Annotated in this window: 13 protein-coding genes, 1 pseudogene, 1 riboswitch and 1 other annotated feature; of the genes and pseudogenes, 1 reads left to right on the top strand and 13 read right to left on the bottom strand. The window is 50.3% G+C overall.

The window, feature by feature from the left end:
* Positions 1–8: 8 nt before the first annotated feature.
* Genes ACN6MW_RS28900 through ACN6MW_RS28890 form a run of 3 tightly spaced genes read right to left on the bottom strand, consistent with a single transcriptional unit; the run spans position 9 to position 2,834 of the window.
* A complete protein-coding gene (locus ACN6MW_RS28900; protein ID WP_419873196.1) occupies positions 9–797 on the bottom strand; it encodes a heme ABC transporter ATP-binding protein in 789 nt (262 codons plus the stop codon).
* Positions 794–1,795 (bottom strand): FecCD family ABC transporter permease, encoded by a 1,002-nt coding sequence (locus ACN6MW_RS28895; RefSeq protein WP_419873195.1) that lies wholly within the window; start codon positions 1,793–1,795, stop codon positions 794–796. The genes ACN6MW_RS28900 and ACN6MW_RS28895 overlap by 4 nt, the downstream gene beginning before the upstream one ends.
* 40 nt (positions 1,796–1,835) lie before the next feature.
* A complete protein-coding gene (locus ACN6MW_RS28890) occupies positions 1,836–2,834 on the bottom strand; it encodes a helical backbone metal receptor (protein ID WP_419873194.1) in 999 nt (332 codons plus the stop codon).
* A 142-nt stretch (positions 2,835–2,976) separates the two neighbouring features.
* Positions 2,977–3,144: riboswitch (cobalamin riboswitch) on the bottom strand.
* Positions 3,145–3,327: 183 nt separating this feature from the next.
* Between ACN6MW_RS28890 and ACN6MW_RS28885 the strand changes: the two genes are divergently transcribed.
* Positions 3,328–3,771, top strand: coding sequence for a FixH family protein (locus ACN6MW_RS28885; protein WP_419873193.1), 444 nt, complete (start codon positions 3,328–3,330; stop codon positions 3,769–3,771).
* Between the two features lie 3 nt (positions 3,772–3,774).
* On the opposite strand, the gene ACN6MW_RS28880 is transcribed toward ACN6MW_RS28885, so the two are convergent.
* The 10 genes and pseudogenes from ACN6MW_RS28880 to ACN6MW_RS28835 all read right to left on the bottom strand — a co-directional run bounded on the left by ACN6MW_RS28880 (position 3,775) and on the right by ACN6MW_RS28835 (position 17,383).
* On the bottom strand, positions 3,775–4,461 hold the full coding sequence (locus ACN6MW_RS28880; RefSeq protein WP_419873192.1) for a sulfite exporter TauE/SafE family protein: 687 nt from the start codon (positions 4,459–4,461) through the stop codon (positions 3,775–3,777).
* Positions 4,458–6,728: a heavy metal translocating P-type ATPase gene (locus ACN6MW_RS28875; RefSeq protein ID WP_419873191.1), complete on the bottom strand. Its 2,271-nt coding sequence runs from the start codon at positions 6,726–6,728 to the stop codon at positions 4,458–4,460. The genes ACN6MW_RS28880 and ACN6MW_RS28875 overlap by 4 nt, the downstream gene beginning before the upstream one ends.
* 95 nt (positions 6,729–6,823) lie before the next feature.
* Positions 6,824–8,695: an arginine--tRNA ligase gene (locus ACN6MW_RS28870; RefSeq protein WP_419873190.1), complete on the bottom strand. Its 1,872-nt coding sequence runs from the start codon at positions 8,693–8,695 to the stop codon at positions 6,824–6,826.
* A 70-nt stretch (positions 8,696–8,765) separates the two neighbouring features.
* Positions 8,766–9,001, bottom strand: a binding site (T-box leader).
* Positions 9,002–9,439: 438 nt separating this feature from the next.
* A pseudogene (locus tag ACN6MW_RS28865) lies at positions 9,440–9,966 on the bottom strand (Ger(x)C family spore germination C-terminal domain-containing protein).
* A gap of 89 nt (positions 9,967–10,055) precedes the next feature.
* Entirely contained in the window at positions 10,056–10,532 is a 477-nt protein-coding gene (locus ACN6MW_RS28860) for a GerAB/ArcD/ProY family transporter (protein ID WP_419873189.1), read from the bottom strand.
* A 210-nt stretch (positions 10,533–10,742) separates the two neighbouring features.
* Positions 10,743–11,489, bottom strand: coding sequence for a type I methionyl aminopeptidase (map, locus tag ACN6MW_RS28855; protein ID WP_419876476.1), 747 nt, complete (start codon positions 11,487–11,489; stop codon positions 10,743–10,745).
* 161 nt (positions 11,490–11,650) lie between these two features.
* Positions 11,651–11,878: a hypothetical protein gene (locus ACN6MW_RS28850; RefSeq protein ID WP_419873188.1), complete on the bottom strand. Its 228-nt coding sequence runs from the start codon at positions 11,876–11,878 to the stop codon at positions 11,651–11,653.
* Positions 11,879–12,034: 156 nt separating this feature from the next.
* Entirely contained in the window at positions 12,035–12,346 is a 312-nt protein-coding gene (locus tag ACN6MW_RS28845; protein WP_419873187.1) for a rhodanese-like domain-containing protein, read from the bottom strand.
* Between the two features lie 170 nt (positions 12,347–12,516).
* The gene (locus ACN6MW_RS28840) at positions 12,517–15,402 is read right to left on the bottom strand and encodes a VWA domain-containing protein (protein ID WP_419873186.1); all 2,886 of its coding nucleotides are present in this window, start codon (positions 15,400–15,402) and stop codon (positions 12,517–12,519) included.
* A complete protein-coding gene (locus tag ACN6MW_RS28835) occupies positions 15,386–17,383 on the bottom strand; it encodes a vWA domain-containing protein (RefSeq protein ID WP_419873185.1) in 1,998 nt (665 codons plus the stop codon). Before ACN6MW_RS28835 ends, ACN6MW_RS28840 begins: the two co-directional genes overlap by 17 nt.
* Between the last annotated feature and the right edge of the window lie 24 nt (positions 17,384–17,407).

Below are 17,407 nucleotides of genomic sequence, written 5' to 3'. Positions count from 1 at the left end.
CTCTTATTTTACTTTTCGGATCTATAATTCGGCTGCAGCATGATTTGAGGCGCTGAGGTCACGGGATGGGGGATGACGGTTGTCGTTGTCTCATATACCCGCTCAATGAGTGACGGAGTAAGCACCTGATGCGGCGTTCCAGCGGCGGCAACCTTTCCTTGATGAAGCACGGCCAGCTCATCGCAATATAGCGCGGCTAGGTTTAAATCATGTAGAACGGCGATAACGGTAAGATCCCGCCTCTGCTGCCATGCCCGCACCGTATCAAGCAGCTGCACCTGAAAGCCTATATCTAAGTAGGTTGTTGGCTCATCCAGCAAAATAATAGACGGCTCCTGCGCCATCACCTTAGCCAGAGCCACGCGCTGGCGTTCCCCGCCGCTCAGCTGATCCATTTTGCGATGCTCCAGCTCTTGCAGCCCCATTGCGGAAAGTGCCTCATTAACGATTGTTTCTGAATCTTTCTCGTCGCTACCCAGCCAATTCTGAAACGGATACCTTCCCATGCTTACAACCTCGCGCACCGAGAAGCCGACCGGAGGAAGACCGCTTTGCTGCAGAACAGCCATCTGCTTGGCCAATTCTTTGCGCGGATAGGAGGCTAAGGGGATTCCGGCAAGCCTTACTTCGCCGCTTTTTGGCCGTTCGACGCCCGACAGCACCTGCAGGAGCGTTGACTTGCCAACACCATTCGGACCAATGATGCCGTACATCCGCCCTTTCTGAAACGTACAGGAAAGTCCGTTCAGCACAACTCGACCCTGAACGGTTTGAGTAATGTTGTGCGCCTCTATCATATCGAGCCTCCTTGCTTCAGCTTCCGCCTATGCAGCAAAAAAGCAAAGAACGGCGCTCCGATCAGTGCGGTTACGACACCTAACGGAATTTCTTTTGGCGTTAATGCCATCCTTGCAAGCGTATCTGCCCATAGGACAAACACTCCGCCTCCGATCGCTGACAAAGGGGTAATGAAGCGATAGTCCGGTCCCACCAATAAACGAATCAAATGCGGCACAACTAAACCTACGAAACCGATAACGCCGGACACAGAAACAGCCGCCGCCGTCAGCAGCGTGGAGCCGATTAACACAACGAGCTTTGTCCGTTCTACATTAACGCCTAGATGGGCCGCATGCCGTTCTCCCAAAACAAATAAGTTGAGTGATTGGCCATAGGCGATCAGCAGCGGCAATCCAAGCGCAAGAAACGGGATAAGCATATACACGTTATCCCAGCTTCTCATGGCAAGCGAGCCCATTAACCAAAACAAAATTTGATTGACGACTCCCTCAGACATCGAAACCATAAATGAAACAAAGGCGCCTAGAAAGGATTGAATAATGACCCCGGAGAGAATGAGCGTTTCAATATGCATAATCCCTTTATTGCGTGAAAGCCAAAAAACGCCAAGCAGCGTAACCGTTCCCGTTCCAAAGGCTACAAGCGGAATCGTCCACATCCCAAGCGCCGTTTGCAGCCCGAACAAGATAATAAATGCGGCGCCTACCGAGCTGCCCGAGGCTACGCCAAGCGTATAAGGATCGGCTAAAGGATTGCGAAGCACCCCTTGAAAGCCTGCGCCTGCAAGCGCAAGGCATGCGCCGACAAGAACCGCCAGCAGCACGCGGGACAGTCTGACCTGCGTGACAATCGCGATTTCTCCCGCCGTATAGGATGTAGGCTTATCCGAAAGCCAAGGCAGCTGATGCAGCATAATGCCCCACACATCCCAAACCGATATGCCGGATGAGCCAATGGTCAAACTAACAACGATAGAAACAGCAAGAAGGAGCATAGCTGCTCCTCCATACCAAACGAGTTTATAGGTCATAGGATTATTTCACGAGATCCGGGTGAATCACTTTAGCAAGCTCAAGCAAACCGTCCGCAAGCCGCGGGCCAACGCGAACGAGCGGGTTCTCGGTCACCGCGAACATTTGCTTGTTTTTCACCGCATCGATGACATCCCAGCCTGGGCGGCTATCGATGCCGGCAACGATCGGATTCGGGTCCTCCTTCAAATCAGGATAAATAATGAGCTCAGGGTTTTGGGTCACAACTTCTTCAGCGTTAACCTCGTACCAGCCTGGAGAGCCCGCAGAGATGTTGTTCCCTCCTGCCAAACCTAGCAGCTCATCAAGGAATGTGCCCGAGCCAACTGTCCACCCTTGCGAAAATTCTAAATAAACCTTCTTTTTCTCTGCATCTTTTACGGCATCCGAAACCTGCTGCTTCACTTCGCGCATATGGTCGGCTACGGCTGTTGCTTCGGACTGTTTATTCATAATATGACCTAAATTCTCGATTTTGGCAATAACGGCATCATAGGTCAGCGGATCTGTCGCATACACCGCAATATTCAGCGCGCGCAGCTTCGTAATCGCCTCCGTATTCAGCGACGAAGACGCAAGCACGAGATCAGGATTCAAAGCAACGACAGCTTCTATATTGGTCGTCATATCGCCGACCTTCGGCTTCGAGGCTGCCTCTTCCGGATAATCGCTCCATTGGTCGACGCCCACCACCTGCTCTCCCGAGCCAATGGCATAAATCGTTTCCGTTTCGCTCGGAACAAGCGTAACCACCTTGGCAGGCTGCTTTTCAAAAGTAATTTCCGTCCCGGTGTCATCCTTCATTGTCAATGGATATACCGTGGTTTGGGCTGACGCGTCCGGCGTCGGCTCAGTCGTTGCGGGTTGCTCCGCATTGGCTGCCTGATTGTTACTCTGATTGTCGGCATTCTTGTTTGCTCCGCACGCGCTCGTAACCACTAGCATCATGACAAGCAGCAAGCCTAGCAAAAACTTCATCGTATTGCGGTTCATTCGGTTCATCCTCTACTGCACCCCTATTATTTTATTACGTATAAATAAAAAAAGCATCCCTGGCCAATGTGCCAGAAATGCTTTCATACGCTTTTACATAAATAGCTAAGCGGCAAGCTTCTCCAACACCGTACCTAAGTCCACGTAGGTTAGAGTGTATAACAAGACAGGCAGATTTTCTGACTCGGACAGCACAGTACGATTAAGATACTGCTGCGCGTCCTTACAGTGGCGGGTCCGTGCCGGATTTACACCGGGCTTCCCTATTAAGCCTCAAGGAGTATCGTAAGCTTTCGCTTCCTGATCGGTTATGCTCCTATCCGCACCTGTCTATAAACTATGAAATGATCAGATGTTAATATACACCGTCTCTTGAAATTTGTCCAATGCCATTGATGCTTCTAACCATTTCTTAACACGTTCTGCATCATTCATCGCCTGCATAGGTAATTTAGATGAGCTGCTTCCAAAAACACCTGAACAAAGGAGATGATAAGCTGTCATGCTGCCGAGTCATAACGCACGTTCGCCTTTGCTCAAGTTCGTACTTGTTTTCATAATCATTGCGCTTCTGGCCGGCGGGGCATTGATTTGGCTGCGTCCGAACGATGCCCCGCCTCCGCCCGTTACAGAGCATACATTCGAAAATGGCAATATCATATGGACCATTGACGCCTATCCAGCCAAAGTACTTCAACGCAACAGCTTTAAAATCGATGTGACCGATCGAAATGGCAGCCCCGTTAAGGATGCGTCCATTCATGTTAAGCTGGATATGCTCAATATGGTTTGCGGCGATTATCAATTCGAAATGGCAGAAGCTGCTCCGGGCAAATACGAAGGCGAAGGCATACCGTTAATGGCCGGCACTTGGAAGGCAACCTTAACGCTCGAAATGGATGACCATTCCTATACCGTCGTTAGGCTTCTGCGTGCAGTCCACTAGAGTCTACCACAGCCACGGATTAATCGACGGAATTACGCCATTGACGGCAAGCCCGCGCAAAATCGAAATGACGCCGACTGCTATCGCGGTCACAAGGCTTGCCTTGCGCATTAGCCTGCGCCATTTCTTATTAGCAAAAGCAGCGATTGTCGCAGCAAGCGCTAATGCGGGGAAGGTCGATAAACCGAACAATGCCATGACAGCTGCGCCTTCCAGGCCGGAGCCTGTCGAGGCGGCTGTCATCTGCATCGCATAAGTCAGTCCGCACGGAAGGAACCCGAAAGCGATTCCCGTCGCAAGCAAATGCATGGTTTCTTGCTGCTTGGAACGCCCAGCGCCGCCAGCTAACCTTTTGTGAAGGAATGTCGATAACCGGTTCATCAGCGGCAGCTGAAATCTGCGCCACAGCCACAAAAGCAACAAACAGCCGCCGATAATAGATGCTAAGCCTTGGACGCCGGCAAATTTGCCCGCCACATCAACAAAGGAGCCAACGGCGCCCATTACTGCGCCAAACAAGGTGTAGGAAACAATGCGTCCGGCATTATACAGCAGCATCGATTTTCTCACCGTCGCCGCGGAATTAAGAGACACGGCCGACACGATTCCCCCGCACATCCCAATGCAGTGCGGCGCACTGAACAAGCCGGTTAAAATGATAAAACCCATTTGCTGCCACGTAAGCGTCATTGGATGGCCTCGGACTTTCTCTTAAGCTGGCCCGACAGCCGCAGCGCGTTCCCGACTACGGACACCGAGCTTAGCGCCATCGCAGTGCCGGCCATCCATGGCTCCAGCAAGCCAAATGCCGCAAACGGGATGACGATTACATTGTATACAAAAGCAAATGATAAATTTTGCCTAACGTTGCGAATCGTCAGCCTGCTGATTCTAATCGCTTCAGGGATCGCCTGCAGCCTTGAAAATAACAATGTCATATGGCCCGCGCTAAGCGCGGCGTCTGTCCCTTCTCCCATGGCAAGGCCGACATCTGCAGCAGCCAAGGCCGGTGCGTCATTCCAGCCGTCGCCTGCCATTGCTACGCGTTTCCCTTTTCTCTTTAGGCTCTCGACAAGCTCCAGCTTACTCTCGGGCAGCATGGAGGCATGCACCTGCGCGATGCCTGCCGCTTTTGCTGCAGCATGCGCCGGCGCCTCATGATCTCCAGTAGCAAGAACAGCTGCAACACCCAGTTTCTTTAATTGTTTTACCGTTTCTTTGGCATTGGCTTTAACTCTGTCGTTGAATGCGATTGCGCCTGCGCAATGATCGTCGATCGCCAGATAGAGGACCGTCTCCCCTAATTGTTCATGAAACTTTGCGAAAGCAATGACCTCGCTGCTTACCGGCCATTTTCGTTCTCCGGCGAATCCAGCGTTGCCAATCGCGAATTTCTGTTCATTGATTACGGCTTCCACACCGCCACCCGGGGTAAATACGTGATTGCTGGAAGCCGGAATGACTAGTCCAAGCTTATTTGCTTCTTGCCGAATCGCGGCAGAGAGCGGATGCGCCGATTCCGCTTCAGCAGCAGCAGCCATCCGCAGAAGCGCTGCGCGGTTTCCTTTAACGGCCAAAAATGCGCTGACCTGCGGCTTGCCTTCAGTTAAAGTCCCCGTTTTATCAAAAATAATCGTTTGAATGCCCGCCAATCGTTCAAGCGCTCCCGCTTCCTTCGCGATTATTCCTTGCTTGGCCAGCCTTCCGGAAGCGATAACTAACGAGATAGGAGCAGCTAGGCCCAGCGCGCAAGGACAAGCAGCCAGCAGGACGGCTATTCCGCAAATGAACGCTTTGCTCCAGTCACCCGGATCAAGAAATAATCCCCACATCAAGACGGTTACAAGCGCAAAGACCAGCATAACCGGGACGAACCAGCCTGCTGCCGCATCGACATTGCGCTGGATCGCCGACTTCGAGCGCTGGGCCTGCCGGACCAGCTCCTGAATGCGGTTCAGCATCGTATCATGGCCGGCAGCCCGCGTCCGGATACGAAGCTGCGCCGTTTCATTTCGCGTTCCGGCCCATGCCTGATCCCCCTCGCGCTTGCTGACCGGCAAGCTCTCTCCGGTTAACAAAGACTCGTCGGCAGCAGAATGCCCAGCGGTAATCACACCGTCTACCGGTATGGTTTCGCCTGCCGTTACGATGACGATGTCGCCAGCTCTTACGAATTCCGTCTGAATATGCACAATTTCGCCTGCCCTCTCAACGGCGGCCGTTTGGCTTTGCAGCTTGCTATACCCATCAGATCCGCTCTGCGCTTTAAGCGACGCGGAGGTTTCAATGTATTTGCCGAGCAGCACGGCAGTCATAACGACCGCAGATGTCTCAAAATACAATGGCGGAGCATGGGCAGCCGTCTCGGCAAGCGGGCGAAACAAGCCATTTTGAAACACCGCGTAATGGCTGTACAAATAAGCTGCGGTCGTCCCGATAACGACAAGCACATCCATATTCGCGCTGCGCTCGCGCATTGCATGGTACGCGCCAAAATAAAACGGCAAACCGATCACGAATTGAATGATCGTTGCAAGCAATAGCTGCAGCCAAGGCAGACTCAGCCAGCCCGGCAAGTATTGAAGCAAGGGCTCTAGCAGCGGAATATGCTGCAGCATGCCGGTTAAAAGCGGCAGCGTAAGAAGTACGGATACGGCCAGCCTCAGCCTGAGAATATCATGCTCCTTTCTTAAGCCCTTCTTTGCGGTTTCATTCAGCAAAGCCGAAAATCCCAATTGCTGTACTCTCTCGGCGATTTGCTTCGCTTCCACTCGTTCAGGCTTAAACTGCACCCATGCGGTTCGCAGCGGAAAGCTGACGGCAGCCATTTGAACGCCTTCCATTTTGCTGACCGCCTTCTCTATCCTAGCCGCACAGGCAGAACAGCTCATGCCATGCACCGCGAAATCTATCGTTAGGTCTTTTTCCGACTCATTCTGATTGACTGCATGCTCCAATCTAAGCACCCGCCTTCCATTCATTGACCTATATGCCTGTACCTCCGCGTTTAACTATATGACAGGCATTCGGTTTGCATGAATGGAACTTGCGGCTACATGCGGTTCGGCGTTGGAAGCCCTAAGATGTCAAGCGCGTCCTTCATCGTGTTCTTATAGCGCCCGGTGAGCCAAATGCGCAAGTCTTTGGTTTGGCCCTCTGCCTTCAGTACCGTGCATGTAGCATAAAAGTGGTTGAATATTGTAGACAGCTCATATACATACGTGCAAAGCTGGTTGGGAGAAAGCTCGATTACGGCCGACTGCAGCGTTTCGGGCCAATAGGCCAGCTGTCTTAGAAACGAGTGCTCCTGCGGTTGGAGCGCGCTTAGATCCTGCAAGCAAGCACTATTAAATGAAGACTCGCCGGCATTCTTCAGAATTCGGCTCGAGCGCGCGTAGGAATACATCAAGTACACACCGGTATTCCCGGTTACCTCCATGGCTTGCTCCAAATCAAAGACGATCTCCGTCTGCAAATGGAAGCGGAGCAAGTAATAACGGATCGAGGCTGCAGCGATCGCATGACTGGATAAGCCGCTTTTTTTCGATCTGCTTGCGGCAATCATCTGCTCCATTTTTTCTAGAAACTCCGCGATTTTGATGCCGATGCCTTGTCTCCCGGACATCGCATAGGCATGCTTTCCATCAGAAATATCGATACCGAGACCCTTTGCCGTTTCCGGGCTGAGCGATACGACTCCGTAGCTGACATGACGCAATTGCTCGGCCTGCTTCCGATAGCCCAGCGCAAGCAGAGCTTCCTTGACCATGGCTTGCGGATATTCTTGACGCTGGTCGATCACGTTAATAACGATGTCGGCATGGCCGATTTTCTTCTTCACTCCGCTGGAATGCGTCGTCCAAAGGCGGTCCGCAAATTTTTTGTAACGAAAATCTTGTTGGAGCAGCCCAAACTTCCAGAGATGGTACGCAATATCTTTTGCCGTATAAGTTAAGATACCATTTGAGCGAACGAGCACCTTATCCGCATGAAATTCAGATTGCTCTTCAACTTCATCTTTACCTTCCGAATGCTTGAGCACCCAACATCCCTGAAGCTTCCCTTCGGTTTCTTGATGGAAAAGCTGCGTCGCCTGCAGCAGCTCGAATGCGCGGGTCCAAAAACCTTCGCGCACAATACGGCTTTCCCAAACAAGGACATCGTATGCAATGCCGAACTGCCTCATATCCTCGATATGCTCTCTTACGATACGCTCTGCAACGAGCAGGCCAAGCCTAGCTGTATTCGAATGCCCTTCTTCCAGCTCTGTCAGCACTTTTGTACGCTCGATCAGCAGCTCGGGCTTTTCCTTATAGGCCTTATTGATGCTTGCGTACGTGTCCCAGCAAAAATCCCCAAAACGTTCATGCGGCAGAGCTTGCTTGGTCTGAAGGATTCCGACCACCGTATCCGCCAGTTGATTTCCCAGATCATCGATATAGTTGTGCACCTCGACCTGGTACCCCGTTCTCCTCAGCATTCGCGCGATCGTATCGCCCACGCAGGAGTTTCTTAAATGACCGATATGAGCCGATTTATTGGGATTGATAGACGTATGCTCGACAAGCACCTTTCGGTTGGCGGACAGATTAATGACAGCAGGCTGGACCGATTGTTCTGCCCACCAGGACCAATTCACATAAAAGTTAAGAAACCCTGGGGGAGCAACCTCAATGCCTGCTAACGCTGCGGTAAGGCTTGGATGATTGAGCAGCCTTTGTTTAAATTCATTCGCGATATGCAGAGGCGACTGCTTCAACACCTTAGCCAATTGCATCGCTATGTTGCTGCTGTAATCTCCATGCGCGAGACTGACGGGATGCTCGACAGCGATTTTCAGCTGCTCCGGCTTTGCTGTACTCGCCTCCTGCAGCAGGTTTTGCGCCGTTTCTTCTATAGCGCTAATAATTTGTTCATGAACCATGCGGATGCCTCCCATCGAATAATCAAGCGAAAAATTAAGCTTAAAATAAAAAAAAGCCCCCGTCTCTTAAATAAGAGACGAGAGCTGTAAAGATCCCGCGGTACCACTCTAAGTGCCATGCCCAAATAACGGGTTGACCCTCGTTTTCGTAACGGTCGATGACCGGATTTGCCTACTGCTGCAACACTTTCGGTTCGGCAAACCATTTCCTGGACCCGCTTCATCTAAGACATCCGTACCGGCTTCCACTTACCCGGCTCGCTGCGACTATCTGTCATAGACTACTGTTCCATTCGTCAATGTTTTCATTTCCAATTGATTGCTTAAATGTATTTATACAGGATAAGATTTGCAGTGTCAAGATTGATTAGCCTGAAAATAAACATTCGCAGTTAAGATCTCTATCGTTTTTGAGTCCGAGACGGATTTTCACCAAGGCCATTGGAAAACATACCTATGACATGAAATCTGCAGAAGGAGATGGTTAATCCATGAAATCATTGGCTGTTTATATTATGCTCTTCCTTTGCTCCATCGCTTTCTTAATTTTCATGGACGTATTATCCGGAATCCCTTTATCCAAAGCGGTGCGCATTATACTCCATTCCTTCACCGTAATCACTTTTCATGAAAAAATAATCGTTTTTGCTGCCTTCGTTTTTCCATTCGCAATGCCTCTCATCAGCATTATGAATAAAAAAAAGAAAGCAAAAACGAATTAAATGCATTGCAGCATTGCGCCGCTTACTCATTCTCGGGTTTCATATAAGACTTGATTCTTAAGCCTGTCCGCCTGACATAGGCTTCCACGCTTACTTTCACTTCGCTTTGAGAGTAGAGGTCTGGCCAGTTTTTCTTCATCTTCTTCCATTCCTTTGGATGGGTGCGCTCCAATTCGGTCGCGAAACCGAAAATATCGCTTTTCTTGTTTTGGGTTACTTTTAAAGCGGCTTCGATTTCTTTCTTCGTTTCTTCCGTTAACTGCTTTTGCAGCTTTATAATTTCATCACGGTTGTCCGGATTGATCGAACATTTCGCTTCGCTTAAATTACTTTCTTCTTTAACTCGCAGCGATAATACGGGTTTACCATTTAACATCTCCGTCCTCACTTTGGTCGTTGAGCGGATAATCTCAAGCGATATCGCTTCTTTCTTGTCCCCGCAAGCAATGTTGATGACCGTGTTTTCATTTTATTTAATCCCCATAAAGCGCCTCGGGCTTCTTTGCCATCCAGCCAAGCTGCGAGCTTCCCCTTCGAAAATATAGCCATTCCTTTCGTTTCGATGTTAGTATACGGGGGTGACTTCTCCGTGTGTACGCTTTGATCCTTATCTAAACTGACGCCGGCTCCTGCATCAATCATGAGGGAATGGAGAATAAATTGATAAACCATCTCCTTATCGGTAATGCCGTCCAAATAAACCGCACCTGCTTGCGTCTGGTTCGCTCCGATCTCAAGAAGCCTACCGATAATATCCGGACTGTTACCCAGTTCATTTTTGATGAAGTTAATATTATCGGCAAAACTCGGGTTAATGGAAGCGCTGGCTCCTGTGCGCGGTTCTGCCTCTGACTCTCATGATTATGCTCCGGCCAGCTGATATAAAGCCCGACGATTTTTTGCATATAGCCGCTGATAATTAGTGCTGGATATTGTTTCTCAAAATAAACATAAAGCAAATAAATCATAATGCCCCCGGGCATCGCCAGCAGTATCGATAACCACGCGTTAGACCCCGTCCCCAGGCCAATCGGAAGCACCAATGCCGTACCGAATTCGAACAAAATGATGGTGGAGAACAGCTGAGTCGGACTGATCGCGAATGATTTGGCCATTTCAACCCTCCTTCCAATGCGTTAGCAAATGATCTGTATTATGTACGACATTAATACTTTCCAAAAAGAGGCTATTTTATGAATATTGCAGGAAATCATCAGTAATCGGCTGCTCTTTCTCTAGTAACAAAAAAATACAGGCTTACGTCTGAGACGTCAGCCTGTATTTTTCAAAAACTATTTTTTCTCTGCCATGGATATAGGCGCGTACTATTGCTCAGTTAAGATGATCGGACCATTCTCGGTTATCGCGAGCGTATGCTCGTATTGGGCTGACAAACCGCCGTCAACCGTTCTGGCGGTCCATCCGTCTTGATCGATTTTGCTGTGGTATTTCCCCGTATTCAGCATCGGTTCAATCGTCAGCACCATGCCGGCCTTTAAACGGGTCCCCCGCTGCGGCGGGCCGTAATGCGGTACCTGTGGCTCCTCATGCATTTTCTGTCCGATACCGTGACCAATAAAATCCCTTACAACCGAAAAACCTTGCCCTTCCGCATAGGCTTGGATTGCATGTGAAATGTCACCGATTCGGTTACCGACTATCGCCTGTTCTATTCCTTTGTAAAGCGACTCCTTCGTCACATCCAGCAGCTTGCGAGATGCATCGGATACGCTGCCGACTGCATATGACCAAGCTGAATCCGCGAGCCAGCCGTCCAAATTAACGACCATGTCGACGGTAATGATGTCGCCTTCAGCCAGCTCTGTTTTACTCGGGAAGCCATGGCAAATCACATCATTGACCGAGGTACAGGTAGCAAACGGATAGCCATGGTATCCTTTCTGCTCCGGTGTCGCTCCATTATTTCGGATAAAATTCTCGGCAAACTGATCGATTTCGAGCGTGGTTATCCCGGGACGAATGAATGTGCGCAGCTCCCGATGGCAGGCAGCCAGGATTTCACCCGCTTTTTTCATTTTCATGATTTCTTCGTTTGTCTTGATGACGATCATTTCAATCACCCAATCCTTTACTTCTATGATGACATTAGTACCTAAAGTATTTTATTCTGTAACCGCATGTAGTATTAAGAATACCTCAAATAACCGTAAAAATATATCCAATAGGTTTCAACGCATCAGCACCTGCTTGCCGGCGTTAAAAAGCCTCTCCGTTACTCTTTCGAATCTTTAATGAGCTCTTTCTTCCAAAAATTAATGACCGTATGCTCTGGCAACTCCATAGATGCCCATAACCCTTTGGACTTAAAACCATGCTTTTCCATCATTTTGACGGTATTTTGCACATCTGCGTTACTCACTCTCAGCTCCATGGATACTGCGCTTTTCACAATCGCATTCCAATCATGGATTTGTTCATCCGTAAATTCGTTAATTGACATGTTTTTTCATCCTCTCAAGTTGTCGCTTCCAAAGTCACATAAAAATAATCGGATATGATTTTACCCTGAGCATTGGCTTTGTATCCCTAAATAAAAATAAAAAGCCCTTAAGGGCTTTTTATATCACCATGCAAACTTGCCTTCTAAAATGATTACTTATTTGCCGTAAACGACTTCACCCGGCCATTGGAGCATTCCACCGGTTACGTTGACGACTTTATAGCCCTGCGCATGCAGGAAATCGCATGCTTTCCCGCTGCGTCCGCCGCTGCGGCAAATCAACACGATGTCTTGATCGCCTTGCTTAAGCTCATTGATTCGCTCTTGAAGCTCAGACAACGGAATGCTCCGTGCTTCCTTAATATGGCCGTCCTGCCACTCGTCCGGCTCACGAACGTCGACAAGATTTAATGGTTTGTCTTCTTTCAGCTGGATTGCAAGCTCAGCTGCCGTCATTTCTGGATACATTTGACTCATCCCTTCAAGCGTTGCTTATGTTTAATCGTATACAAGCATTGTATCGCTTTGATATGCCTATGTCTATCTTGCTGTTGTTTCATTAAGTAAAACAAAAGCAGCAGGCATTTTGGACGGTACCTTCCAATTCGAACGGCGGCTTTTTAACTACGAAACGGCTTTTAACGCCTGTTTTTATTTTTCGCGGCCAATAACCGGTTGATCGTGGCGTCCTTTGCTGCTTCGTTTTTTTGCCCGGCCGGGCTGTTCTCCGGGCTTTCCCGATTGATCCTGTTCTCGGCTGAAGGGGCGGAGTCATATCTCGCCACAGGTCTCGATTCGGATGCTTTCGTCGAGCTGGCGCCGTTCCCGTAGAAACGATTAGCTTCCGTTTTACGTTCCTTCAGCCTAGACAAAGAGCTAAACGAAGCCGATCTTTCGATAGTCGTTTTTGTTGCCCCTGAAAGAGAAAGCTTATTAGACTGGAAAAGCCGTTTGAAGCCTGCCATCATTCGTTCCCAAGGAATGGATAGTCTTCGAATCGCAATATCGAGCAGCCATAACATTAGTGCTAAAATAAGCAGCATGCGCGTCCAATCATAAACCTGCCTCGATGGCTGCGGATTAAATTGAAAGGCCATCCTCGGATCGGAAGGGTCGATGACCCTTCCCCCCGTCGTTGCTGCGATTTGCTCCAGCAGCGCAGGTCCATCCTTATTCGCAATACGATACTCCGGCGAGTAGGGAATCACAAATCCAGCCGTACTCCCGTTCTGTATAGAAGCATCATCGGACTTTTGTCCAATCTGCGCTAAATATACGCCTGGCTCCGATACGGTAAGCTTGGCTTCGTATTCTCCTGGTGCAACCGGCATCAGCCGTTTTATTTCTTGGTTGCCAGCTAGGTCTTGAATTCCCGCGGATAGCCTGCTGTCGGCAACTTCGCCATCGGCCAGCGACCGGACACTTAGCTTTGCTTCATTTCCGGTCATTTGAGCGGATATGGAATACGGCGCCCGCTCAAATTGCGGAAAGGTCCATTTTACCCAATCGACGAACACGCTCGGAAACTCCGGCCACTGCACCCACTGGCTTGACCATTTGCCCATGAAATCGCTTGTCCAAGCGACCGTTCTGCCTGAACCGTAAGGCCAGCGGGCGAGCAGCGGATCACCGCCTTGTGTCCAAAGCGCAATCTCTGCCGTTTGTTTGGGTGAAGTTGCGATATAGGCATCGATAGCAGGCAGTCCATTGCGCCAATTGATTGACCAATCGCCTGCTTGCCCGATACTTGGCGTAAAGGTCTGCTCTACGATATAGGTTCTTGACATCATTACGGTTTCACGGCTAAATATAGCAGGCAGCGTGCTTTGATCTTTTGTAAAATAATAACGGCCCTTGGCGTCATCCGCCAGCCGTTTAAGCAGCTGTTGATCCGCGCCTTCTCCTACCGCGACGGTAGACAGCGTCATATTCTCCTCATTCATCGCATCCGTAACCGCTTTGTAATTGGCGGATGTTGAGGATTGGCCGTCCGTAAGCAAGATCATGTGCTTACGCTGAGCATCCAGTTCTTTTAAACCTTCATAGCCCGTGCTCAGCGCGGTAAATATTTCAGTACCGCCCTCCGGCTGAATGCCCTTGATCTTTGTAAGGACTGCTTCACGATCCTTGAGCTGTGTCGGTTCCACTACCCACCAAGGCGCAGAATCGAAGGCAACAACACCTACCGTATCCGTGTCGCGCAGCAGTTCAACCGTCCGCATTGCCGCTTCCTTCGCCAGCTCCAGCTTCCCGCCGGACATGCTTCCCGAGCGGTCGATAACCAAAACGAGCCCTAAAGACGGAATTTGCTTCTTGCCTTGCAAATCCATATGCACCGGCAGCGCTCGCTCGATTGGCGTTTTGAAATAACCTCCGAGACCAAAGCTTTCATCTCCCCCGAGCATCATAAGCCCGACACCGTAATCGCTGACTGCCTTCGCAATCCATTCCATCGGCTTCTCGGCAATGCGTGTCGCCGATACATTGTTCAATATTATGCTGTCATAAGCTGCGTATTCGGCAAGCTCCACCGACAATTGCTCAGGAATAATCGTTTCAAACCTTATTAATGACGATTGAAGCGCTGCTTCAATATTTGCAGATGAACCTCGAGCCCCTTCCACGATTAAGACGGCCGGCGGTCCCCCTACACGGCTAAAGGCATGTGCCGTATTGTTAGCCTGCTGTTCATCGCCGGGAACAAATATTTCAGCTCTGAAGCGGTGAAAGCCAGGGTCCGCCGCGATGCTTTGCAGCGCAAATCGGTTTTCGCCTTTTTCGAGTTGAATATCGGATAGGGAAAGTTCAGCGTTATCTGCATAAAGACGGAGCTGCGCAGGTCCGGCAGCCGTACTGTTGATCATAATTTCAAAGCCGAACGTCTCGCCTTGCTTTAACGAGGGAGGTACGTTCAGTTCCTCGATCGAAGTATCCTTCACCGATTCCGGCTTCATGGGGACAACATCAACGGCAATGCCAACGTTCTTCAATAAACGGGCTTGCCTCCTGGCATCGCCGGTATTTTCCGCCCCGTCAGAAAGCAATACGATTCGGCCTCCGCCCTCCTCTTGGAGCATCGCTGCAGCAAGCTGCAATCCTTGCGAAATATCCGTATAGTGCGGATTAAGGTTTGCCCGGAACGCAAAGCTTTGTTCATCCTCGAATAATTGCTTCGTTAACGTTCGTTCGACGGCGGCGTTTAGACCTGAGGAAACAATGCCGCCTGAATCCTCGTTTTCTTTGGAAGACCAGGCTTCCTTTATCCATTCGCTCATTCGTGTATCTGCCCGCATGCTCGCTGATCTGTCTGCCACGAATACAACTTTGCGCTGTTCTCTCACGGTAAAAGGCTGAATATCCGAAATGATGGCGATTAAAAGCAGAAGAATAATGGCTCGCGTGATGATCGATACGAGCTTTCGCCCGCCGCGCAGCCGCAGGGTCATTCGTGACATCCACCACACATAAAGAAGCAGCGGCAGTATCAGTAGAAGCGCCCAAGGGTTGCTAGCTTGAAAGCCCACGGCGATATACCTCCCATTCCGCACCCAATACCAAAAGGAGTAAAATAGCTGCATAAAGCTGCAGCGATACTTTCTGCTTTTGTATAGGCGGTTGATCTGGACCTGCCGTCTCTGCCGCATCCGGTACCCCGACCGCCGGTCCGGACACTAAACGCAGTTTTTCTTCCGAAGCAGCAAGGTTCATGAGCTCCGTTTGATCGGCGCTTACCGCTAATAACCGATCACTGACAATCGCATTATCTATGTTTTTTTCGATCAGTCGATATAATCCCGGAGCGGAAGGGGCTTGGTACAAGTCTTGTGCATCTAATTCGAGCTCTGCGGATTTCTTTTGCCCGGCAGAAGCTCCTATGGCTGCAAGCTGCACGGTTTCCCATTCCGCTTTAAAGGTATCCGAATGAAATGAGAGCTCCAACTGCTGCTCCGCAGTGGAGGAACCAAGCTCAAGCTGCAGCCCGCCGCTCATCCATTCTGCCGCTTGAACGATAAGGACGGGAAATTCGGGACGCAGCGGAAGATCCGTATCTTGGAAATCAAAGGTGAAGCGTAGACGTGGCATGCCGTCATGCGTCCCCGCATAGATTGCTGGGATTCCGCCGTAGCTGAGCACCGGTTCGCCCCAGGTTACATCGGACGGAGCGGGCTTTGCGAGCCTGCCGATATGCGTGTCAGCAAAGGTTAGATACGAAGTTACGGTATGCTCTTTCTTCACTACGCGATGATTTGCTGGCACTGCCGCATTCTGATCCGATTGTTCCGGATGGTCAATCATCCAGAGGGGCTTCGATTCAAGCAGCTTGGACCAATCTGGGTCTGCCGCCAATGTACCGTATTGGCCATCGGTAACGATCCAATCGATTTTGTTTGCCTGCTCATCTGCAGGCGCTGGGCTGTCCGGGCTGATCTTGACGGTTTGCACGCCGGCAAGCAACAGCGCTTTCTCAAGAAATAAGTTGCCTTCCGTTACGAGCAGCGCTTGTCTCTGCCGCGGAACAGCCGGGAATTGATATGCCGTATTATCCGCCAAAAAATCATCGCGCTGCTTAAATTGAGCTTTATAGTATAATGCCTGCGGCAGCTCGCTCACTTCCGCGCTTTCCCATTCGCCTGCTTGAACGGCAATAAGCGGTTCAGCAGTTAATATTTGCTCTCCGGCTGCGGTAACCGCATACACCTCAAGCTTTAGCGATTGATCCTGTTCGCCATCATTCCGGAGAGTAATAACGCCCCTGCCCGTGCCGCTGCTGCTTGTCGCCGGCTTTATTCCGAAGTACGCAATGGAAACGTTCTGGATAGATTCCGAGCCGTCTATTGCGTGCAACACCGTGGGAGCCCGAAGCTGCAGCTTATTCGCTTCCGAGGCATCGGACCAGTGCCCATCCGTATAAATAACGATTTCCCCGGACGGATCATCCTGCAGAAGGGAATCCGCAAGCGAAAGCGCGGCTGCTTGGTCAGATTTCCCGTAAAACGGTACGATGCGCTGCAGCTGCCGAGTAATCTCATCCTTGTTGCTTTGCCGATTGACCAGCACTTCGGGCTGAGACCCCGTCGTGATTACCGTGACCGGCCTGCTTACCGCTTGCTGGCCAAGCCATTGCAAAGCTTCTTTAATCGCTAATTCTAGCCGGGTCGTCGATTCAGGGCTAGAGGCTTGATCGGCCGTGCTTAGGGTTGAAGCCATGCTGGCGGAACGGTCAATGAGCAGGATGGCATGTCCGGATGGCGCAGCTGGTCTCGTTGCAACAGGCTCCATCAAAGCGAGAATCAATATACTCGCGATCAACAGCTGCAAAAGCAGCAGCCAGCGGCTGCGAAGCTTCTGCCACGGCCGATTCGCTTCTTGCTCCCGAAGCACTCTTTGCCAAAGCAGATGGCTTGAAATCATTTTATTTTCATAGGTTCGCTTTAATAGGTACATGGCTGCGATTGCCGGTAAGGCAGCAGCAAACCAAGCAGACGCGATGGACAAAAACTGCATCCATCCCCCTCCTCTCGGGTCTAT

The sequence above is a fragment of the Pristimantibacillus sp. PTI5 genome, assembly GCF_048572955.1.
In the GTDB taxonomy this organism is placed as follows: Bacteria; Bacillota; Bacilli; order Paenibacillales; family Paenibacillaceae; genus Pristimantibacillus.
Note: the sequence above shows the minus strand (reverse complement) of the source record. Positions and strands in the feature narration are given on the sequence as shown.

Bases quoted from the DNA above. Each gene is read 5' to 3' on its own strand.
- ACN6MW_RS28850 (WP_419873188.1), bottom strand. From the start codon at position 11,878: ATGTCAATTAACGAATTTACGGATGAACAAATCCATGATTGGAATGCG.
- ACN6MW_RS28845 (WP_419873187.1), bottom strand. From the start codon at position 12,346: ATGTATCCAGAAATGACGGCAGCTGAGCTTGCAATCCAGCTGAAAGAA.
- ACN6MW_RS28870 (WP_419873190.1), bottom strand. From the start codon at position 8,695: ATGGTTCATGAACAAATTATTAGCGCTATAGAAGAAACGGCGCAAAAC.
- ACN6MW_RS28895 (WP_419873195.1), bottom strand. From the start codon at position 1,795: ATGCTCCTTCTTGCTGTTTCTATCGTTGTTAGTTTGACCATTGGCTCA.
- ACN6MW_RS28900 (WP_419873196.1), bottom strand. From the start codon at position 797: ATGATAGAGGCGCACAACATTACTCAAACCGTTCAGGGTCGAGTTGTG.
- ACN6MW_RS28885 (WP_419873193.1), top strand. From the start codon at position 3,328: ATGCTGCCGAGTCATAACGCACGTTCGCCTTTGCTCAAGTTCGTACTT.
- ACN6MW_RS28835 (WP_419873185.1), bottom strand. From the start codon at position 17,383: ATGCAGTTTTTGTCCATCGCGTCTGCTTGGTTTGCTGCTGCCTTACCG.
- ACN6MW_RS28860 (WP_419873189.1), bottom strand. From the start codon at position 10,532: ATGGCCAAATCATTCGCGATCAGTCCGACTCAGCTGTTCTCCACCATC.
- ACN6MW_RS28890 (WP_419873194.1), bottom strand. From the start codon at position 2,834: ATGAACCGAATGAACCGCAATACGATGAAGTTTTTGCTAGGCTTGCTG.
- ACN6MW_RS28880 (WP_419873192.1), bottom strand. From the start codon at position 4,461: ATGACGCTTACGTGGCAGCAAATGGGTTTTATCATTTTAACCGGCTTG.
- map (WP_419876476.1), bottom strand. From the start codon at position 11,489: ATGATCGTCATCAAGACAAACGAAGAAATCATGAAAATGAAAAAAGCG.